18 protein-coding genes, 1 tRNA gene and 1 pseudogene are annotated in these 19,549 nt (G+C 58.1%); 11 read left to right on the plus strand and 9 right to left on the minus strand.

The genetic code is table 11. The features are described 5' to 3' along the window. Positions 1-107: 107 nt before the first annotated feature. A complete protein-coding gene (gene gloB / locus ETC27_RS14985; RefSeq protein ID WP_136255806.1) occupies positions 108-875 on the minus strand; it encodes a hydroxyacylglutathione hydrolase in 768 nt (255 codons plus the stop codon). 587 nt (positions 876-1,462) lie between these two features. Between gloB and ETC27_RS14990 the strand changes: the two genes are divergently transcribed. The 4 genes from ETC27_RS14990 (at position 1,463) to nudC (ending at position 4,290) form a co-directional block, all read left to right on the plus strand. Continuing rightward, entirely contained in the window at positions 1,463-2,077 is a 615-nt protein-coding gene (locus tag ETC27_RS14990) for a class I SAM-dependent methyltransferase (RefSeq protein ID WP_240724942.1), read from the plus strand. Next, positions 2,070-2,531: a ribonuclease HI gene (gene rnhA, locus ETC27_RS14995; RefSeq protein ID WP_136255807.1), complete on the plus strand. Its 462-nt coding sequence runs from the start codon at positions 2,070-2,072 to the stop codon at positions 2,529-2,531. Before ETC27_RS14990 ends, rnhA begins: the two co-directional genes overlap by 8 nt. Positions 2,532-2,734: 203 nt before the next feature. Then, the gene (gene dnaQ, locus ETC27_RS15000; protein ID WP_136255808.1) at positions 2,735-3,505 is read left to right on the plus strand and encodes a DNA polymerase III subunit epsilon; all 771 of its coding nucleotides are present in this window, start codon (positions 2,735-2,737) and stop codon (positions 3,503-3,505) included. Next, positions 3,505-4,290, plus strand: a complete 786-nt coding sequence (gene nudC / locus ETC27_RS15005) for an NAD(+) diphosphatase (RefSeq protein ID WP_136255809.1) — start codon at positions 3,505-3,507, stop codon at positions 4,288-4,290. The genes dnaQ and nudC overlap by 1 nt, the downstream gene beginning before the upstream one ends. An 80-nt stretch (positions 4,291-4,370) precedes the next feature. Here the strand turns inward: nudC and ETC27_RS15010 are convergent, their stop codons facing one another. After that, positions 4,371-4,682, minus strand: coding sequence for an SCP2 sterol-binding domain-containing protein (locus tag ETC27_RS15010; protein WP_136255810.1), 312 nt, complete (start codon positions 4,680-4,682; stop codon positions 4,371-4,373). Between the two features lie 208 nt (positions 4,683-4,890). Here ETC27_RS15010 and sohB point away from each other — a divergent pair, with 208 nt between their 5' ends. Then, entirely contained in the window at positions 4,891-5,925 is a 1,035-nt protein-coding gene (gene sohB, locus ETC27_RS15015) for a protease SohB (RefSeq protein WP_136255811.1), read from the plus strand. A 140-nt stretch (positions 5,926-6,065) separates the two neighbouring features. Here sohB and ETC27_RS15020 read toward each other — a convergent pair whose 3' ends face one another. Then, positions 6,066-6,392: an ArsR/SmtB family transcription factor gene (locus ETC27_RS15020; RefSeq protein WP_136255812.1), complete on the minus strand. Its 327-nt coding sequence runs from the start codon at positions 6,390-6,392 to the stop codon at positions 6,066-6,068. Positions 6,393-6,878: 486 nt separating this feature from the next. On the opposite strand from ETC27_RS15020, the gene ETC27_RS15025 reads away from it, so the two are divergent. Beyond that, positions 6,879-8,792: a propionyl-CoA synthetase gene (locus ETC27_RS15025; RefSeq protein WP_136255813.1), complete on the plus strand. Its 1,914-nt coding sequence runs from the start codon at positions 6,879-6,881 to the stop codon at positions 8,790-8,792. Positions 8,793-8,995: 203 nt separating this feature from the next. On the opposite strand, the gene ETC27_RS15030 is transcribed toward ETC27_RS15025, so the two are convergent. Further along, the gene (locus tag ETC27_RS15030; protein WP_136255814.1) at positions 8,996-10,588 is read right to left on the minus strand and encodes a Na+/H+ antiporter NhaC family protein; all 1,593 of its coding nucleotides are present in this window, start codon (positions 10,586-10,588) and stop codon (positions 8,996-8,998) included. 263 nt (positions 10,589-10,851) lie between these two features. On the opposite strand from ETC27_RS15030, the gene ETC27_RS15035 reads away from it, so the two are divergent. The 3 genes from ETC27_RS15035 (at position 10,852) to ETC27_RS15045 (ending at position 13,997) form a co-directional block, all read left to right on the plus strand. Continuing rightward, positions 10,852-12,348: an alanine/glycine:cation symporter family protein gene (locus tag ETC27_RS15035; RefSeq protein WP_136255815.1), complete on the plus strand. Its 1,497-nt coding sequence runs from the start codon at positions 10,852-10,854 to the stop codon at positions 12,346-12,348. 123 nt (positions 12,349-12,471) lie between these two features. Further along, positions 12,472-13,152 carry a 7-cyano-7-deazaguanine/7-aminomethyl-7-deazaguanine transporter gene (locus tag ETC27_RS15040; protein WP_136255816.1) on the plus strand — a complete coding sequence of 227 codons (681 nt, stop codon included), beginning with the start codon at positions 12,472-12,474 and terminating at the stop codon, positions 13,150-13,152. A gap of 53 nt (positions 13,153-13,205) precedes the next feature. Further along, the gene (locus ETC27_RS15045; RefSeq protein ID WP_136255817.1) at positions 13,206-13,997 is read left to right on the plus strand and encodes an alpha/beta fold hydrolase; all 792 of its coding nucleotides are present in this window, start codon (positions 13,206-13,208) and stop codon (positions 13,995-13,997) included. Here ETC27_RS15045 and ETC27_RS15050 read toward each other — a convergent pair. From ETC27_RS15050 to ETC27_RS15055, 3 genes and pseudogenes are all read right to left on the minus strand, one after another. Then, positions 13,979-14,446 (minus strand): hypothetical protein, encoded by a 468-nt coding sequence (locus tag ETC27_RS15050; RefSeq protein WP_136255818.1) that lies wholly within the window; start codon positions 14,444-14,446, stop codon positions 13,979-13,981. The two genes, ETC27_RS15045 and ETC27_RS15050, sit on opposite strands and share 19 nt — an antisense overlap. 19 nt (positions 14,447-14,465) lie before the next feature. Further along, positions 14,466-14,624: pseudogene (locus tag ETC27_RS18460) on the minus strand (hypothetical protein); the annotation flags it as partial. A gap of 40 nt (positions 14,625-14,664) precedes the next feature. After that, positions 14,665-15,813: an ABC transporter substrate-binding protein gene (locus ETC27_RS15055; protein ID WP_168709070.1), complete on the minus strand. Its 1,149-nt coding sequence runs from the start codon at positions 15,811-15,813 to the stop codon at positions 14,665-14,667. A 233-nt stretch (positions 15,814-16,046) separates the two neighbouring features. Here ETC27_RS15055 and ETC27_RS15060 point away from each other — a divergent pair, with 233 nt between their 5' ends. After that, entirely contained in the window at positions 16,047-17,756 is a 1,710-nt protein-coding gene (locus tag ETC27_RS15060; RefSeq protein WP_136255820.1) for a potassium/proton antiporter, read from the plus strand. 95 nt (positions 17,757-17,851) lie between these two features. Continuing rightward, positions 17,852-17,941 (plus strand) — tRNA-Ser (locus ETC27_RS15065). Positions 17,942-18,206: 265 nt separating this feature from the next. Here ETC27_RS15065 and ETC27_RS15070 read toward each other — a convergent pair. Both ETC27_RS15070 and ETC27_RS15075 read right to left on the minus strand, forming a co-directional pair. Beyond that, positions 18,207-18,929 carry a cytochrome c biogenesis CcdA family protein gene (locus ETC27_RS15070; protein ID WP_112056323.1) on the minus strand — a complete coding sequence of 241 codons (723 nt, stop codon included), beginning with the start codon at positions 18,927-18,929 and terminating at the stop codon, positions 18,207-18,209. 109 nt (positions 18,930-19,038) lie between these two features. Beyond that, the gene (locus tag ETC27_RS15075; protein WP_112056322.1) at positions 19,039-19,497 is read right to left on the minus strand and encodes an ATPase; all 459 of its coding nucleotides are present in this window, start codon (positions 19,495-19,497) and stop codon (positions 19,039-19,041) included. Between the last annotated feature and the right edge of the window lie 52 nt (positions 19,498-19,549).

A 19,549-nucleotide genomic window follows, 5' to 3' on the forward strand; every position in this document is an offset into this window, starting at 1 on the left:
TGACATAAAACTAGGGTCCTCTCGGGCGCGATGCTAGTGCGTCCAGGGGCAGATGGTTCTTGGGGAATGAAAATTGTCGGGCCTGATGAGTAAAGGGCCAGAGTGACTTAAAAGGCATCTTTCCAGGCACGAAGGGTGGTGAAGGTGGCAAGCGGCGTGTCTGCTTTGCCTTGGTGAGCGGCGGCCTGCTGAACGCTTGGCTGATCACTGCGCAGAAACGGGTTGATCTGCATCTCGCGTGCCATGTTGCTGGGAAGCGTTGGCCGCTCAAGCTCGCGTGCTCGTTTGCAATCTCGCTGAAAGGCATCGAGTAGCGTATTGGCTGGGTCGGCAGCCTTGGCAAACTCTAGATTGGCAAGCGTGTATTCATGCGCGGCGAAAACCAGAGTATCGCCGGGCAGGGTGGTCAGCCGTGAGAGCGAGGCATGCATCTGTTCGGCTGTGCCCTCGAAGAGTCGGCCACAGCCTCCGCAGAATAGGGTGTCACCACAAAACAGAAGAGGAGGCACGCCAGCAGCAAAGAAGGCGATATGATCCAGCGTGTGGCCAGGTACCGCCATGACTTCGAAACGCCGCCCCATTACAAGGCACTCGTCACCATCTGCCAAGCGTTCATCAATGCCGTCTATCCTCGGGTTATCCGGGCCAATGACGCGGGGATGGTAGCGTTCGATAAGTTCAGGAAGGCCACCGGTATGATCGGGGTGATGATGAGTGATGAGGATGGTGCCAAGGGTCAAGCCCTCACGCTCCAGGAACTCTATAACCGGCGAGGCATCGCCCGGATCGACAACTGCCACCTTGGGGCTTGTGTCCTGGCGCAATAGCCAGATGTAGTTGTCCTTGAAGGCCGGGATCGGTGTCACGCTCAGCATGGGGGGAGTATCCTCGATGTTAGGCGGCATCATGTCGGGCGATTCATGCTGCTATATTGCTGTCAGCGGTTGCGAATCAATAAGCAGGCGAGCATGGTGGCGGTAAATGGCGTATCAGTATATGAATGGTCTCTGCGCTCACGCCTATTTGAAGCGCACTTCTTCCGCCCAGTATCATCTGTGTGCATCATCACCGGGGCCACCTCGATCATATCTCGCCTTGGCGAGTTACCCATCATCCCTTGGGTGCCTCGATTCTTTCAGGCATGACAGAGATAGAGATGGCCGTATCTTAGGAGGGCGGTTCACCATCGTGCACAGTGATGTGAGCTATACCGACTAACTATCATGTCATCGCAGGCAATTCTGCATGATGCCTAGATGGCCGTTGTCAAAAATAGTCGTTACCTTGGAGGCTCCGGCATAGCGTGTCAAATTCGCCTGATCCGATATACCTGGCAAGGATGGTGCGAGAAGCCCGTCGCTACTGGTCCACTGAGGATGGGCGTGCGCACTGGACAGCGGAGCGCGCCTGCCTGGGGCCTGTCTGCGAGCGTTTATTCGGTGCCCACAGCCTTGAGCTGGGGATGACATCGCCCCTGACTGACATGTGCCCTATTAACCACTCCATCCAGTGGTCACCCACGCATGAGCTTGCCGAGCATCCCTCAACGCTGGTTTGCCTGCCCGAGCAGCTTCCCTTGCCTGACGAATCCATGACGCTGGTGGTGATCCATCACCTGTTGGAGGTAGTCGCTCAGCCTCATCATGTCCTGCAGGAAGCCGCCAGAGTCACGGCGGATGAGGGGCGATTGCTTATCTTCGGCTGGAGTCCCCAGGGCGTCTCCGGCTGGAATCGTTTCTTGCCCAACAAACGTCGGCGCTTGCCTTGGAAGGGTCAATGGCGAACGCCTGGCCGGCTCAAGGACTGGCTGACATTTGTCGATTTTGAGATCGAACGGGTAGACTACTGCGGTTTTCACTGGCCGGGTGGCGCGCCCCGCAATACCGGCCTTGAGGCCCTGGGTCGGCGTTATAATCTGCCGCTCGGGGATACGTTCATGATACGTGCTCGGCGTCGTTCACATCTGGCGACCGTGCAGCGGCCGCGGCTGAGGATGAGTTCTTCGCTGGGAGCTGCCGGCATTGGCCGTGCAACCGGCTTGGCACGACAACCCGATAGGATGACCGAGGGTGACTGACACCGCATTAACCAGCGTGACGATTTATACCGATGGGGCCTGTCGAGGAAATCCTGGCCCTGGAGGGTGGGGCGCCCTTATGAAGAGCGGTGATCACGAGAAGCGGCTCAAGGGGTTTGAAGCCAGAACCACCAATAATCGAATGGAGCTGATGGCAGCCATCATGGCCCTACGTGAGCTCAAGCGAGAGTGCCAAGTGGCAATATGGACCGATTCTCAGTACTTGCGTAAGGGCATCACCGAGTGGATCCATGGCTGGCAGAAAAAGGGCTGGAAAACAGCGTCTCGCCAACCGGTCAAGAATGCTGAGCTTTGGCAGGAGCTACTCAAGGAAACGCATCGCCACTCCATCGAATGGCACTGGGTCAAGGGCCATAGTGGCCATCCAGGAAACGATGCCGCAGATGCCTTGGCAAACGAGGCCATTGACGAGCATCAAGCCTCGGCTGGCTAGCAGCCGCCCCTTGGTTTGCCGCCCGTAAGCTGGCGCTAGTACCGCAACACCACCCTGAGGACGCATGGATATCGCTTACGATTCATGCGTGCAGCCATCGTGACGGACATCGTGACGGACTCAGTGCCGCTGACCTTGCTGACAACCGAGACGACATAGCGTCATTCCTAATCAGAAAGCCCGCTAAAACACAGAGAGATATCATGCGTCAGATCATTCTTGATACCGAAACCACGGGCATCGACCCTCGTGATGGGCATCGCCTGATCGAGATCGGGGGTGTGGAGATGATCAATCGACGCCTGACCGGTCGCACTTACCATCAGTTCATTAACCCGGAGCGGGTGATTGAGGAAGAGGCGATCGGCATTCACGGGATTACCAATGACCGTGTAGCCAACGAGCCCGTCTTTGCGGCGATTGCTGATGAATTCTGGGCCTTTATCGAAGGCGCCGAACTGGTTATTCATAATGCGCCCTTCGATGTTGGCTTCATCGATAACGAGCTGTCGATGCTCAACGCCACGCGCAGCACGCCTCTGGGGCCCGTCGCAGACCATTGCCGGATACTCGATACGCTGGTAATGGCGCGTAAGATGCACCCAGGGCAGAGAAATAGCCTTGATGCGCTATGCAAGCGCTATCAGATAGAGAATGGCCATCGAGTGCTGCACGGCGCGTTGTTGGATGCCGAGATCCTGGCCGATGTGTATCTGCACATGACCGGTGGGCAAACAGCACTGACGTTGGATGCCCAGTCTGGCAATGAACAAGACAGCGCTCAGCAGAGCAGTGATATCCGACGCCTGGATGAGACGCGCCCGCGTCTCACTGTCATTGCGCCAAACGATGCAGAGTTGGCGGCGCATCATGCCAAGTTGGCAGGAATACGCGAAGCGTCGGGCGAGTGTGCCTGGGATCATTTACCAGGCTGGCCCCAGGTGCCTGGTTCGCCTGATGGCGAGGTGAGCTGATGTTTCAGCGCATTCTTCCCAAGGGAGCGTCGTCAGGATGGATGCTTCGCCTGCACCGAGGGCGATTCGCTCCCGGGGAGGAGCGCGCTCCCCTGCACGGCCCTGGTCCCTGGCCTTCCGAAGCGCTTCCCCTTGGCTACTGGCATAACCAGCCAATAGCGCTGGTATTCGATGATGATGACCCTCAGGCCGCAGAAAATTGGCCAGATGGACGTGCCTGGCTGTCGAGCTTGCCTTACGATTATTTTCCGCTGATGTCGACTGCGCTGCAGGTCGCCAGTTGGTGGCAGAATCACCGCTTCTGTGGCCGCTGTGGCAGCCGGGCCCGCCATGTCGCCTGGGAGTTTGCGATGCACTGTGATGCCTGTGGTCATCGCAACTACCCACGTATCTCACCGTGTATTATCACCCTGGTCACTCACGGTGATGCCATGCTCCTGGGGCGGAGTCCGCGCTTCCCGGTGGGGCGTTATTCGACCCTCGCGGGCTTCATCGAGCCGGGTGAATCGGCAGAAGAAGCCGTCCGGCGCGAAGTGTTCGAAGAGGTCGGTGTCTCGGTCGGGCGAACCAGCTATTTCCGCAGTCAGGCCTGGCCATTTCCGCATTCGCTGATGCTCGGGTACTTCGCCGAGGCAGCTAGCCGAGATATTCGCGTCGATGACCGGGAAATCGCCGATGCGGCCTGGTTTCATCCCCACGAACTGCCCGAGCTACCCCCTGATTTTTCGATCTCCAGACAGTTGATCGATACCCATCTGAAGGCTGTCTCAGCGCGAGGCTACTAAGCAAGGCAAAAGGCGGGTCACATCAATGATGGGCCGCCTTCGCATGATGTCGTTGAGGGGCGTAAGGCGAGCCGATGAGGTTAGCGGCCTGGGAACAGGCTGTTCAATCGTGTTGCCAGCATGACATTCCCGGTCGCTTTGAGCTGGCCGCTCATGAAGGCACTCATCCCACTGATATCACCGTTCATAACGCCTTTCAGTGTGTCGCTGGACATTGACAGCGTCACCGAGGGATCGTCGTGCTCGCCTTCCTGAATATCCAGGCTACCCTCCTTGACCACCAGGTAGTAGCTGCCCTTGTCGCTGAAATTGAATTGGAATACATCGTCCATGCCTTGCGCCGCCTGAGAGTCGAAGCGTGTCTGGAGTTTTTCGAGTACGTTGTCGGTCATGATGAATCCTTGGGGGCGATAGCAGCGATGAAAAAAGGCAGCGATGGAAAAAGGCGAGGGCATTGATAGCCTCTATCCTGACTGAGGCTATTTAAAACGAATGTTTTGATCAAGACTTTATATGATCCCCTGCCGAAAAGCTTTTCCGTTTGTCGGCAGGATGATGGAATCGGCAGGTTCGAGAGCGCGCACACCCAAGGAGACAGCAGTGAACGATTGGATATTGGACTATACGATGTTCTTGGCTCAGGCACTTACGGTATTGGCGGTGTTGGGTGTCATCATCGTTCTCATCACGAAAGGTCGTGGGCAGGGAGAAACACCCTCACAGCTTCGCATTGAGGAGCTCAATCTTCGCCAGCGCAAGCGAGTGCGTCGCCTAAAACTGGCGGCGACCGAGCCGTCAGGCCGTAAACGGTTGCTGAAGATTTTTCGCCGTGATGACAAGCAGGCACAAAAGCACGGTGGCGATAAGCCCGGGCGAAGTAGTGTCTGGGTGGTCGACTTCCATGGTGATCTCAAAGCCTCGGGGACGGCACACCTTGCGGAGGAGATTTCCGCGCTGTTGGACGTCGTGACCGAGGGCGATGAAGTGGTGGTGAGACTTGAATCTGCCGGTGGCCTGGTGCATGCCTATGGCCTTGCGGCTGCCCAGCTCGACCGGTTACGTGAAGCTGGCATCAGCACCCGGATTTGTGTCGACAAGGTGGCCGCTAGCGGTGGTTACATGATGGCCTGTTGTGCGGATCGCCTTCAGGTCGCGCCCTTCGCCGTGCTGGGCTCGATAGGGGTAGTGGCGCAGGTCCCCAATGTTCACCGCCTGCTCAAGCGCCATGATGTGGATGTCGAGGTCATGACTGCCGGGCGCTACAAGCGAACACTTACGGTGCTTGGTGAAAATACCGAAGAGGGGCGCGATAAGTTTCTTGCCGATATCGAACATACCCATGACCTCTTCAAACGCCATATCAGCGAGCGGCGTCCGTCGATGGATATCGAACAGTTGGCTACCGGTGAAATATGGTATGGGCAAGATGCCATCGAGAAAGGCTTGGCCGATGAGGTCATGACCAGCGATGCCTACCTTCTGAAGCGTATGCAGAGTGCTCGAGTGCTGACCGTACGCCTAGAGGCACAGAAAGGGCTTCCCGAACGGTTGGGGCTTTCCCTGTCAGCAGGCATCGAGCGGGGCATGACCCGCCTGCTGGAAGCCGTGGACGCCAGTCGGTGGCTCAAGCGCTAGGCCTGTGACCCAGCTGCCCTTAATCGCCCACAAGCGCATAGGTGCTAAGCAAGGCTCATGATCACAATACGCTGATGCTTTGCAAGCAAGCGCCTCGAGGCAACTCTCGAGGCGTTTGTCGTTACGCGTGAGGCAGGGTGTCAATTCGATTGGTTCAGGTATAGCCGGCTGATGGCGTCGATGATGACCCTCGCCTGATCACCCTTCAATGAATAATAAATGGTTTGAGACGCGCGCCGGGTCGTGACCATGCCTTCCCGGCGAAGAATGGCCAGATGCTGTGACAGGGCAGATTGGCTGAGACTCAGGCGTGCGTTGAGCTCGGAAACAGAGAGTTCAACCTCATCTAGCAGGCACAGGATGCGAAGCCGGTTTTCATTCGCCATTGCCTTAAGCAACGATGTCGCGGTGCTCAGGACTGGGTCTCCGGCTTCGAGCAGTTGAATGGCGGATTGGCGCGAGCTCATGAAGTGGTCTCCTGACGTTTCGGGCGTGCGCTTGCCTGAAGGTCAGTGTTAAAGGCAAAACACGCCGGATAGGGAAATGCTCGAGCATCACCCTCCTTGGTTGATTGCCGGCACCACGTTGTTTCTGTCATCACGATGCTCGTCGGACTGATGAGATACTGCCTACAGGGCAATCGGACGGATGCTACTCGCTTCATTAAGCGAATCTTTTATATCGGTTTAGTAAAGTTTTATTAACACTGCAAGCATGAATCATTTAAGACCAACGCAGTATCAACGTCTGATAGGTCGCTCGTGAGGCCTGGCTGATATACGGGAAGCTTGATCGTTGTCAACAATATTGGCGGTTAGGCTGATGATTAGCCCATTGTCGCAGAGAAAAACCTGAGAAAACCTCTAGAGTGTCAACAATCGTTTGTGCGGAGGCCGCCAAGGGTTGCAACCGCAACGAGGTCCAAGATGCTCATTTCCACTTAAGGTACTGCCATGAGCCGCTATCACGACACCTATCGCCATGCCAAAGATCAGCCTGAATCCTTTTGGGCCGAACAGTCCGATCGCATTCCTTGGTTCACGCCTCCGGCGACCATCCTCGACTACGACGAGCAGGGGCATGCGCGTTGGTTTGTCGATGGAGAGATGAATACCTGTCATGCCGCGTTGGATCATCATGTCGATCAGGGCCGTGGACAACAGGCTGCCGTGCTTTGGGACTCCCCCGTCACGGGGCAGCGTCGACGCCTGAGCTATCGAGAACTGCGTGATGAGGTAGCGGTGTTTGCCGGTGCGCTGGTGACGATGGGGGTTAGCAAGGGTGACCGCGTGGTGATCTATATGCCTATGGTGCCTGAAGCGTTGGTGGCGATGTATGCATGTGCACGACTCGGTGCCGTTCACTCAGTCGTGTTTGGTGGCTTTGCCCCGCACGAACTTGCTATGCGCATCGACGATGCCGAGCCCAAGGTAGTGATTGCCGCCTCTTGCGGGGTCGAGGTCGATCGCATCATTCCCTATAAACCAATGCTCGATGAAGCACTGATGCAGAGTCATCACCAGCCTGAAGGCTGCGTGATTCTTCAACGTGATCAGGCTCGTGGTGAGATGGGGGAGCGGGATCATGACTGGGCAGAACTCGTTAGCAAGGCTGAACCGGCCGCTTGTGTCCCCGTCAAGGCCACCGATCCCCTGTATATACTCTATACGTCTGGCACTACCGGCAAACCGAAAGGTGTAGTGAGAGACAATGGCGGCCATGCCGTAGCGTTGCACTATTCCATGGATGTCATCTATGACATGGCACCCGGTGAGGTATTCTTCTCGGCATCGGATGTCGGCTGGGTCGTGGGTCATTCCTACATCGTCTATGCCCCGCTACTACGTGGCTGCACCACGCTGGTCTATGAGGGCAAGCCTGTACGCACACCGGATGCCGGTGCTTTTTGGCGCTTGATCGCCGAGTACGGTGTCAAGACCTTTTTCACAGCACCTACGGCCTTCAGAGCGATCAAGAAGGAGGATCCGGATGGCAAGTGGCTCGAGAAGTACGATATTTCCTGCCTTAAAACGCTGTTTCTTGCCGGTGAACGTCTCGACCCACCGACCTATCATTGGCTGAACGATCTGCTGAATGTGCCTGTGATTGATCATTGGTGGCAGACCGAGACCGGCTGGGCGATTGCCGCTAATCTTCAGGGATTGGAGCCTATGCCCAGCAAGGCCGGCTCGGCGACTTTCCCGGTGCCCGGTTTCAATGTCCAGGTTCTGGGACGGGACGGTGAGCCGGTTCCTGCAGGTGTAGAGGGCAGTGTGGTGATTCGCGAACCCATGCCACCTGGTTGTTTGGTCGGGATATGGGGGGACCCGGTTCGTTTCCAACAGGCCTATATGTCAGCGTTTCCGGGCTGTTACCTGACCGGCGACGGTGGCCACTTCGATGAAGAGGGATATCTTTTCATCATGGGGCGCACCGATGATGTCATCAACGTGGCGGGGCACCGGCTTTCCACCGGCGAAATGGAAGAGGTGCTCGGTGGGCACCCGGCGGTAGCCGAGTGCGCGGTAATTGGCATACACGATGCTCTGAAAGGACAGGTGCCAGTCGGCCTGGTGATTCCCAAGGATGGCTTTGATGGTGACGAGCCTAAGCTGGAAAGTGAGCTGGTCACCCTGGTTCGCGAGCGGATTGGCGCCATCGCCAGCCTCAAGCAGGTCCTGGTGGTTAACCGCCTGCCCAAGACGCGCTCGGGGAAAATTCTGCGCAAGCTGTTGCGCACGATTGCCGACGGGAAAGAGTTCGCGATTCCCTCAACCATCGATGACCCGACCAGCTTGCAGGAAGTCCACGACTTGATGTGCGATCGGGACCTTGGCTTGGCAAATGAAGCTCAGCCGTTGGACTGACGATCCCGGCTTGCATGGCGACATCATGCCAGCACTCGCTATTTACAAGGCTTGCCACGAAAGCCACAAAAAGAGGAGGCCACCTTCATGAGAAGGTGGCCTCTTTTTATATTCTCTCGCGCAAGGGTGTGCCTTGTCGTTGGGTGGGTCGTCTAGCCGTCACGTGCGTACTTGGCTGACACTTGGCGAGATCAGCCTGGCGCCTAGGCTCCCGGCTGGCTAGGTGGGCGGCGATATTGCCAGGCGACGGCGAGCGCCAGAACTGCCAGTGTCACCATCAAGCCGAGAGGCCCCGAGCCAGTGAGCCCCAGCGTCAGATAGCCGGCAAGGGTCGAGAGGGCCCCCAGACCGGCATAGGGCAGTTGGGTGAGCACATGATCGATGTGATGGCAGGCAGCACCGGTGGAGGAAAGAATGGTCGTATCGGAGATGGGCGAGCAATGATCACCGAAGACGGCACCGGCCAGCACCGCCCCCATCATGGGCAGCAGCATGGCGATGTCCGTTGCGGCAGCCATGTCGCCCGCGATGGGCAGCATGATGCCGAAGGTCCCCCAGCTGGTGCCGGTGGCGAACGCCATGATGCCGGCCAAAACGAACAGCAGCATCGGCAGCCATTGGGCCGCCAGCACGCCCTCGACCAGGCTGGCCAGATAGGCGCCGGTGCCCAGGTCCGAGATGATGCCGGTCAAGAGCCAGGCAAGCACCAGGATATACACCGCCGGCAGCATGCTATGAATACCGCTCAGCAGCGCGAGTCCGGCGCGACGACGCACCGTCGAGCGAGGCCATAGCAGCGCAAGCGTAGCGATCAATGCCACTGCGCCGCCGATCAGCAGTGACGTGGCGACATCGGTTTGTTCGAAGGCGCCGAGCAGGCTAAAGGCTTGGCCATCGGCGCTCAGGGCTGACGCGCCGGTATACAGGATCATCGCTACGGTGGCGGCCACCAAGGTAAGAATCGGCAGTAGCAGGTCGCGGGTTCGACCGCCCTCGGCTTCTTCGATAGTCAGATTGCCCGGTGGTTCGCCCCGGGAGCCATCGAAGACGTCTCCCTTCCGGGCCATGTCCGCATGACGGCGCATGGCACCGAGGTTCAGGTCCAGCCAGGCGCTGGCGATAACCAGGACCAAGGCACTGATGGCATAGAAATTTAACGCCGACATCTCAAGGAAGGCCTGCAGGGCGGTGATGTCGGTCACTGCATGGGCGGCGAGCACGCCGCCGACCAAGCTGATGATATAGGCGCCCCAGCTGGAGATTGGGGTGATCACACAGATGGGGGCCGCGGTGGAATCGATCAGGTAAGCCAGTTTGGCTCGGGATATGCCTTGGCGATCCGTCAGTGGGCGGCTGATATTGCCAACGGCCAGGCTGTTGAAGTAGTCATCGATGAAGATGATGGCGCCAAGCAGCACCGTGGTTAGCTGAGCGCCACGGCGCGTGCGGACACGCTCGCGAGCCCATTCACCAAAGGCTCTGGTGCCACCGGATAGCGTGACCAGTGCGACCATGGCCCCCAGCAGCAGCAGAAAGGTCAGAATCGACAAGTTCCAGCTATTCGCCTCTCCCAAGCCGACATCGCTGCTCTCGGGCAGTGTCCAGAAGACGCCAATCAAGCGGCGGGCAAGGTCGGCAGCGGTGGTCAACGGCTGGCCGCCATTCAGCAACAGAGCGCCGACTACGCTGCCTACAGCCAGCGCTGGCAGCACGCGACGGGTGAGGACCGCAAGACCGATGGCCACCAGTGGCGCAAGCAGTGACAGATATGAGGTGGCGTGCGAGGTCAGTTCCATGTTGATTGGTATCGTGTCGGGCGCAGTGCGCGATGGTGATAGAGAGCTATTGCTAGCAGGGCATTGGCGGCGCGGATTATGCCCCACTGCCAAGGTCGGAGAAAGGCGCGAAAGCTTCAAGGCAGGAAAATACCGGGCAATCATGTAAAAGCCTGGCAAAAAGACGATGGAAGAGCCCCTTTCCATGGGGATACTTGCGCAAAAGCATATTGTATGAAGAATGTCGGGCGACAATGACTTCACAAAGGGTGCCCAGCATTACCATGGATACTTCATTTTCTGACCTTTTCACCAGTTTGGTCAGCGCCGGTAACGGTCTGATCTGGGGCAGCGTGCTGATATACCTGCTCATCGGGGCAGGGCTCTTATTTACTGTCATGACCCGTGGCGTGCAATTCCGGTATTTCGGCCACATGTTCAAGCTGCTCAGGCGTTCGCGTGAAGCTGGGGAGGGCATTTCCTCCTTCCAGGCGCTGTCGACCAGTCTTGCCGCACGCGTGGGCACCGGCAACTTGGCGGGGGTGGCCGTGGCTATCTACTTTGGTGGTCCCGGTGCCGTGTTCTGGATGTGGATGACGGCCGTTGTCGGCATGTCTACAAGCTTTGTCGAGTCGACCCTGGCTCAGGCCTACAAGGTCAACCACGGGGACCAAACCTTCCGCGGTGGCCCGGCCTATTATATCGAGCGAGGGCTCGGTTCCCGCTGGTTGGCCACGGCCTTCTCGGTGTGTCTGATTATCGCCTTCGGCCTTGCCTTCAATAGCGTCCAGGCCAACTCCATTGCGCTGGCCATGGAGCAAGCCTTTGAAGTGCCGCCCTGGATGGTGGGGGTTGCCTTGGTAGCGGTGGTGACACCGATCATCTTCGGTGGCCTGAAATCGATCGCCAAGGTGGCCGAGTTGATTGTGCCGCTGATGGCAGTGCTCTATCTGGCGTTGGCGCTGGTCGTTGTGGCAATGAACGCGTCCGAACTGCCGGGTGCGATCATGACCATCCTGCGCAGCGCCTTCGGTATCGAGCAGGCCGCTGGCGGCGCCGTGGGTTATGCCGTGGCGCAGGCGATGATGCAAGGCATCAAGCGTGGCCTCTTCTCCAACGAAGCCGGTATGGGCTCGGCGCCGAACGCGGCGGCTACCGCCAGCACCAAACCGAATCACCCGGCGGCTCAAGGCTTTATCCAGATGCTGGGGGTCTTTCTCGATACGCTGGTGATCTGCACCGCCACGGCGGCCATCATCATCATTTCTGGCCCGATGATGGCCAGTGGCGATTCGCCCAATGGCATTCAGCTGACCCAGGCGGCGCTATCGTCTCATGTCGGTGACTGGGGCGGCATGTTCATTGCCATTGCCATCTTGTTGTTTGCCTTCACCTCGGTGATTGCCAACTACTCCTATGGAGAGAGCAACATTGAGTACCTGGCCGGACCACGCCGTGCCCGTACCGTGGTGTTCATGTACCGCCTGGCGGTGTTGGCGATGGTGATGATCGGCTCGGTGAGCAGTCTCAAGGCCATATGGGGATTCGCCGATCTGTCGATGGGCATGATGGCGTTGATCAACCTGGTGGCCATTCTGCTGCTATCGCCGCTCGCCGTGGCGCTGTTTAAGGATTACGATCGTCAATTGCGCGCTGGCGTAGAGCCTGTCTTCGATCCGCGCCGCTTTCCCAAGCTTGCGGGCAAGGTCGATCCTAATGCCTGGCCAGAGCGTGATGCATCGCTTGCCGCCGATACACCCGAGTCGGGCAAGGCGAACTAAGCGCGTTTCACCCTCCCCAAGGGAGCAGGTATACTGACGTATACGAGGAGCGCCACGGCCAAAGCCGTGGCGCTCTGTGTTTCGAGGGTTCCCTCACCCCTCCGCTTACCAAAAAGGCGACTCATGTTTACGTTAACACCCGCCCAGACACGTCGCTGTCTGAGCATTCTGATGGCTTTTCACATTGCCGTGATCGCCGCCAGTAACTATCTCGTTCAGCTCCCCTTTACGTTGTTTGGCTTCCATACCACCTGGGGAGCGTTCAGTTTCCCGTTCATTTTTCTTGCTACCGATCTGACGGTTCGGCTATTCGGCAAGGGGCCCGCGCGGATGATCATCGCCCGCGTGATGTTGCCCGCACTTCTGGTGTCCTATGTCGTCTCGGTGATCTTTCCGCAGGGCAGTTTCGCTGGATTCGGCGCATTGACTGAATGGAATCTGTTCGTTGGACGTATCGCCCTGGCAAGTTTCATGGCCTATGTGCTGGGCCAGCTAATGGATATTCAGATCTTCGATCGCCTGCGTCGACTGCGTGCCTGGTGGGTAGCACCAGCCGTATCGACACTGTTCGGCAATCTGGCGGATACCTTTGCCTTTTTCTCGATCGCCTTTCACAACAGTCCTGATGCCTTCATGGCCGCCAACTGGCCGGAGATTGCCTGGGTCGATTACGCCATCAAGCTCGGTATCAGTCTGCTGTTCTTCTTGCCGCTTTATGGCCTGTTGCTGGCCTGGCTGAGCCGGCGACTAATGGCATGGACAGGACAAAGCGATCGTGATCCAGCGCTGGCCGAAGGCTACTGAGACGTTAGCCCATTCTCATCTATGTTCACCGGCACTCATTTTCAGGAGATCTCATGACAGCTGAACTGCATACCCTCGATAGTGGTGGTGAAGGCACGCCATTGGTGGTCATCCATGGCCTGCTGGGCAGTGCCGACAACTGGCGCTCACTCGCCAAGCAGTGGGAGCGTCGGCATCGAGTCGTGGTGCTGGATCTGCGCAATCATGGGCGCTCTCCGCACCTGGAAGGGATGGCCTATCAGGCTATGGCAGAGGACGTGTTAGCCGCGCTGGACCGGCTTGAAATCGCGCAATGTCATCTGCTGGGTCACTCGATGGGTGGCAAGGTGGCGATGACGGTGGCGCGGCTGGCGCCAGAGCGTGTGGCCTCTCTGATCATCGCCGACATAGCTCCGGTGACTTACGATCACGGTCACGATGAGATATTCAAGGCATTGCGCCATGTGGAGGCCAACGCCCCCGCTAACCGCCGTGAGGTTGATGCCCTGATGGCCGAGCATGTCGATGAGAAGCCCATTCGCATGTTCCTGGCAACTAACCTGGAACGTGACGAGGCAGGTGGTATGCGCTGGCGCATCGGACTCGATCATATCGAAGCAGGCTATGAAGATATCCGCGGCGAGCCCGCAGGGGAGGGCGCCTACGAGGGGCCAAGCCTGTTGCTCCGCGGCGGTCGCTCGCATTATGTGAGCGATGACATGTTGCCGACCGTGAAAGACATCCTGCCCTCTGCACAGATCGCGACGCTGGATGCCGGCCATTGGCTGCATGCCGAGCAGCCTAGCGCTTTCCAGCGAACGGTGACGGACTTCATCGAGTCACTGGATCAGCCTTTTCCGTCCTGACAAGCACCGTCGGTGTCGATGGGGTGAATCGTAAGCGACGCTGTTTTGAACTGCCCTTGGCTAGGACGCTGGTCGTGACCTGTGTGCTGGTCAAGGGCGCGGCGGAGTATCTTGTATGTGTCGATGTCGAAACTGACAGGCCGCTCATCGAGCGTTGCCAGTGAGGTAGCATCCAGTGCCTTGACGCTGCCGAGATAACACCAGTGGTCGACCAGGTGCCAGGCTAAAGCGCCCTCGGCATCGCTGTCGGTTGCGCCCTCGCCAATGGCGATGCGACCAGGCCAGGGCCATTGCTGCACGCGCAGTCTTTCCAATGCCTCGCGAGCGCGAGCATCGCGACTGTCTTTCGACTCCTTCCCATGACAGGCGCCATGACAGCGACCCAGCTGACTCGAGAAGCAGCTGCCCGCGTCCCTTTTCCAATCCCAGTAGGCGTGGGCATAGGCCATGATGCTCCGCAATCTGTTTGAGTGCTTGTCGCGCCTCTTTGGCGGCGCGGAAGAGCCCGTATAGGGGTATGCCCGTGTGAAGCGTGATCGCTTCGGCCGCGACTAGCTTGGGCGCCTCCTGCTTCGACATGTTGTTGCCAGTGTTGCCATAAAGCCAGCAATGCTCGGGCATCACCATCGTCTCGATGACGATAGTGGCTGATGAGCTCGTGCCGCTTTTATGTCGAGCCAGGCTCTACCGCCAGGCGTTTGACCGATGCTGACTTGTCGATGAAGGAGCGTGCTTCAAGGAACATCTCGACGTCAGCGTAGCGGCCGGCATTCAGCGTCCCAGGGCTTGGTGCCATGCGCCTCAGGGTGGCCTCCCAGGCTTGACGGTTGGCAGTGCTATCTAGACTCGGCTCCTCTTGAACGAGCAGCGCCCAGGCTTTATCCGGGTGATTGAGTATCCAGTGGGTCGCCTCTTCTAGGGCGGTGAGGAAATGCTTGATGTCGCCGCGTTTGTCATCGAGCCGATCTCGGTTGGCGATCAGTATCAGGCCATCATGAAGGGGCAGGCCGTGCTCCTCAGCCAGGAAACGGCGGCTGGGCACCCCTTCCTGGGCGAGCAGGGCCGGGATGACATTGCGGGGCGCCCCAATGACTGCATCGACGCGTTTTTCGATCAGCGCACGCACCATGTCAAAGTCTAGCTTCTCGAGCATTACGTCATTCAGTGACATACCGTGATGATTCAGCATCGACGCAAGAACGGGGGTGATGCTGTCATTGAAGGCATAACCGAGTGTCTTGCCTTCAAGGTCTGTGAAGCTAGTGATATCACTATCCTCGCGTACGATCAGGGACGATAAAGGGGTGTCGATCAGTGTGGCGACACGCACCAGCGGCAGGCCTTTGTCGATCAGCATGTGCAACTGTGGTTGGCGCCCCATTGCCAGGTCGGCCCGCTCGGCGGCCACCAACTTAGCCGGTACGCGAGGATCGGCGGGAGAGGTGATGGTCAACGACACTCCTTGGCGCTTGAGTTCACCGTGGGCTTTCGCAATCAACACAGCGGCATGATGGAGAGACGGGTACCAGTCGAGCACCAGGTGCAATTCACGTGTGGGTGGCGGCTCGATGGGCTCGGGCGAGCCCTCAGCCACTGAGGGGACTTCCACGATTAATGCTTCTGCTTCTTCGGCACCAACCGCCGAGCCTTCTTCCTCAGGAGCCGTCTGTGACATGTCACTGGGTGTTTCGTCGGAACTGGGTGGTGCCGGCTCTTCCGCAGGCGCTTCATCCGACTGTGACGATGCTTGTTCCGGCATCTGGTTCTCAGATGACTCGGCCCAAGCGGGGGCTGAGGCGAACAGGGAAATAAGCATGCTGGTGGCTATCAGCCTCGTGAGCCGAGCGGTGCGCCATGATGGCGGCATCGAACATGTTGTCATCTTATAAGGACTCCCAAGGCAAAGAGGGGCGTTGGTTTTATCGGCCAACACGGTAGTAGTTTATCCCTCTTGAGCATGAATGAGCCACCCAACACCATGGGCCTGCATCGCTGCTACACGGCGACTATGGCATACTATGGCCTGGCTCGATTCGACTGCGGATGACCATGGATAGCATCAATACTCTTTTTCTGCTTAGTGGTTTCCTGATCGCCTTGAGCATCCTCGCAAGTCGACTTTCCACTCTGTTTGGCCTACCGCTTTTGGTCATCTTTCTTGGCCTAGGCATGCTGGCCGGTGAGGAAGGGCTGCTGGGTATCAAGTTTGATGATTATTCCCTTGCCTTCTTGATCGGCCACCTGGCCTTGGCCATGATTCTGCTTGATGGTGGCTTGCGAACCCGCCTCAAAACCTTCCGAGTCGGCTTCAAGCCTGCCCTGTCGCTTGCCACCCTGGGCGTCTTCATTACCAGCGGTGTGGTGGGTCTTCTGGCCATGTGGGTATTTGATCTGACCCTTGTTCAGGGGTTGCTGGTGGGCGCTATCGTTGGTTCCACCGACGCTGCCGCCGTATTCTCGATGCTGGGTGGGCAGGGCATCAACTTAAATGAAAGGGTAGGTGCCACTCTTGAGATTGAGTCCGGCACCAACGACCCGATGGCGATCTTTTTGACGCTGACCCTGGTCGAACTGCTGGTCGGTGACCTGGGGGGCGTGACTGGCACCCTAATGTTCCTGTTCACCCAGTTCGGGTTGGGCCTGGCGATCGGGGTGGGCGCTGGATGGTGCATTGCTCGCCTGCTGCGCTGGCTGGATCTGGCGCCGGGACTCTACTCATTGCTGGCGCTGGCGCTTGGCTTTTGTGTCTTCGGTGCCACCAGTTGGCTGGGGGGCAGTGGTTTTCTCGCCATTTATCTGACCGGCCTAATGATCGGCAATCAGCCTGGGCGCCATCTGGATTATATCCTGCCGGTTCACGATGGGCTGGCGTGGCTGAGTCAGATTGGGCTCTTTCTGGTGCTGGGTCTGCTGGTTAATCCCAGTGAAATGCTCGATTTTGCCTTGCCCTCGCTCTTGGTCGCGCTGGCACTGATCTTCGTGGCGCGCCCGCTGGCGGTAATGATTGCCATCAAACCCTTCTTCAAATTTCGCTGGCGCGAGGTCGGTTTTATTGCTTGGGTGGGGTTACGTGGCGCGGTTCCGATCGTATTGGCCATTTTCCCGGTGATCGGTGGTGTCGAAAACGCCTCCCTGTATTTCAATATCGCCTTCGCGGTGGTGCTGTTGTCACTGTTGATTCAAGGCGGCTCCTTGCCGTTGATGGCTCGCTTGATGAAGGTTGAAGTGCCCGCCACGGCCTCACCGCATCGGCGTGGGCCGCTCGGCGTGTTGCCGGAGAATGACTACGAAATGTTTGTCTATCATGTCGAGGATAAGGCCCTGGATGACGTACCGATTCGGTTGCTGCGCTTCCCCTCGGGTTCTCTTATTTCGGCGATGTTTCGGCAGCACGTAATGCTTCATCCCAAGGGCAGCACCCGCTTGCGGTTAGGCGATGTGGTTTGCGTCATCGGGCGAAACGATGATCTTCCGGCACTCAACCGCCTCTTCAATGGAGATGCGCGTTTGGCTCGAGTGCGCGCCTTCTTTGGCACCTTTACCCTAGAAGGCGATGCCTTGATGTCGGATGTAGCCGAAGCTTACGGCCTGACCCTGAGCCCCGGAGAGCAGGAGATGACGCTTGGTGAATATGTGTCGCTGAGAGTTGGCGGGCACCCGGTGGTAGGCGACGACGTGGATTGGCATGGCTTTCATTGGGTGGTCAACGAAATGCGCGGCAACAAGATCACCCGGGTGGGCCTGCGCCTCTATTATTAGCGCCGAGGCTTAACCGGATTAGCGTCGTAACGTGTTGATCGCAAACTGCCTCTTGACGAATCGCACGAGGCTGGTATTATACGCAGCCATAAGCCGGAGGGATGGCAGAGCGGTTTAATGCACCGGTCTTGAAAACCGGCGTAGGCTAATACCTACCCAGGGTTCGAATCCCTGTCCCTCCGCCACCAAACAAAGATAAGCCGCTGATTTCAGCGGCTTTTTTTATGTCTAAATTCTATCAGCCCATACTCTAGCCCATACTTTGTACCTGGCTCCTACAAGATGTAGTTGGACTAGCACGGACAATTTCTCCTGTTAGGTCTCCGGCTCATCACTGCCACCCGAGCTTACAGTTCTGTGCCACGAACTGCGCACTGAGTATCCTTGGTAGGGTTTCACCCGTGCCGAATTGGGTGGTGTAAAGGGTAAGATGTCTCAGGAAGGCAGCATTTAGCCTATGGTGGCAAGGGCCGGGAACCAGTCCACCAGCATGCTGGAGAGCCTGGTTAGCGTCCCTGAGACGATCAGAAGCCCCATCAGAATCAGGATCACGCCTGCGATCGGACGGGCATAGGCACTCCACTTGCCCAGACTGCCCCGATAGCGGCTGAACTTGTTGAGCAGCAGTGTGCTGGCCAGGAAGGGTAGGGCCAATCCCATCGAGTACGTCGCAAGATAGAGCATGCCGGCCTGGGCATTGGCGGTGGTCGAGGTGGCCATCAGGATGGCGCCCAGGATCGGGCCGATGCAGGGCGTCCAGCCGATGGCGAAGGAAACGCCGAAGAAGGTTGCTGCCATGGGGGAGCCCCCTCGCAACTCGGGCGACCACTGAAAGCTGCGCTGTAGGGCGGGCAGTCGGAACACGCCGGTCATGAACAGGCCGAGCACGATGACAATGCTGCCGGTGATCCAGTTGAGCTCCTGACGATAGCCGCGCAGAAGCTGGCCGATGCTGGTCACACCCAGGCCCATCAGGATGAAGACCACGCTGAATCCGAAGACGAAGAAGGTGCTCAGCAGCAACGCCTCGAAGCGCCGATCCGCCTTGCCGGCACTGCCGCCGGTGACTACCGACAGATAGGCGGGCAGCAGTGGCAGGGTGCAGGGCGAGAAAAACGACAGCAGCCCGCCGACGAGGGCGCCGATCAGTCCAATGGACGAGAGCGTTTCCACGAGTCACTTTCCTTCAGTGCGACGTAGCAAATGGGATCACCATCAGTACCGCTCCACCGATACCCGCATTGACGATGATGGCGCGCTGTGGCCTCAGCAAGATACACGCTTACAGGTCTCTGGCGCGATTGGCCTGTTGGGAAAGTCGCATCGCCTCGTGTTCCTCCATCTTCAGCAGCTGCTGGATCAAGGTGCGTGCCTCGGGGATCTCGGCGCGGCCTTCTAGATATTGATACAGCTCGACGACCTGATCATGGAAGGCGAATACCTCACGACAGATCTCATCAAAACTCATGTTGGCGTAGGGCAGGTCACACTCCTGATGGGGCGAGATGGGCGGATGGGGCAAGTAGTCATAGACCCAGGTATGCAGGGCCTTGGGATCGGCCTGCTGCTCGAAGCTCGCCACGGTACTTTCCAGGTTCGCTTCATGAGTGGCAAGGTACTCAAGCAGCGCTTTGGCCCGGGGTTCATCTTGCTGTACAGAGCAGTGCTGCAGGCACTTGGCCAGGAAGCCATGGAGCTCCCGGGTCCAGTCGATGAGATCCTGAAAGGTTTCGACTTGCATGTTGACGCCCTCTTGTGTTATGGGATGCCTGGTCGGCGATAGGCCTGCACCA

Source organism: Onishia niordana (assembly GCF_004798965.1).
Lineage (GTDB): Bacteria > Pseudomonadota > Gammaproteobacteria > Pseudomonadales > Halomonadaceae > Onishia > Onishia niordana.

Bases quoted from the DNA above. Each gene is read 5' to 3' on its own strand.
- ETC27_RS14990 (WP_240724942.1), top strand. From the start codon at position 1,463: ATGACATCGCCCCTGACTGACATGTGCCCTATTAACCACTCCATCCAG.
- ETC27_RS15075 (WP_112056322.1), bottom strand. From the start codon at position 19,497: ATGCAAGTCGAAACCTTTCAGGATCTCATCGACTGGACCCGGGAGCTC.
- ETC27_RS15060 (WP_136255820.1), top strand. From the start codon at position 16,047: ATGGATAGCATCAATACTCTTTTTCTGCTTAGTGGTTTCCTGATCGCC.
- ETC27_RS15040 (WP_136255816.1), top strand. From the start codon at position 12,472: ATGTTTACGTTAACACCCGCCCAGACACGTCGCTGTCTGAGCATTCTG.
- dnaQ (WP_136255808.1), top strand. From the start codon at position 2,735: ATGCGTCAGATCATTCTTGATACCGAAACCACGGGCATCGACCCTCGT.
- ETC27_RS15030 (WP_136255814.1), bottom strand. From the start codon at position 10,588: ATGGAACTGACCTCGCACGCCACCTCATATCTGTCACTGCTTGCGCCA.
- ETC27_RS15020 (WP_136255812.1), bottom strand. From the start codon at position 6,392: ATGAGCTCGCGCCAATCCGCCATTCAACTGCTCGAAGCCGGAGACCCA.
- ETC27_RS15035 (WP_136255815.1), top strand. From the start codon at position 10,852: ATGGATACTTCATTTTCTGACCTTTTCACCAGTTTGGTCAGCGCCGGT.
- ETC27_RS15055 (WP_168709070.1), bottom strand. From the start codon at position 15,813: ATGCTTATTTCCCTGTTCGCCTCAGCCCCCGCTTGGGCCGAGTCATCT.
- ETC27_RS15050 (WP_136255818.1), bottom strand. From the start codon at position 14,446: ATGGCCTATGCCCACGCCTACTGGGATTGGAAAAGGGACGCGGGCAGC.
- nudC (WP_136255809.1), top strand. From the start codon at position 3,505: ATGTTTCAGCGCATTCTTCCCAAGGGAGCGTCGTCAGGATGGATGCTT.
- gloB (WP_136255806.1), bottom strand. From the start codon at position 875: ATGCTGAGCGTGACACCGATCCCGGCCTTCAAGGACAACTACATCTGG.
- ETC27_RS15010 (WP_136255810.1), bottom strand. From the start codon at position 4,682: ATGACCGACAACGTACTCGAAAAACTCCAGACACGCTTCGACTCTCAG.
- ETC27_RS15025 (WP_136255813.1), top strand. From the start codon at position 6,879: ATGAGCCGCTATCACGACACCTATCGCCATGCCAAAGATCAGCCTGAA.
- ETC27_RS15045 (WP_136255817.1), top strand. From the start codon at position 13,206: ATGACAGCTGAACTGCATACCCTCGATAGTGGTGGTGAAGGCACGCCA.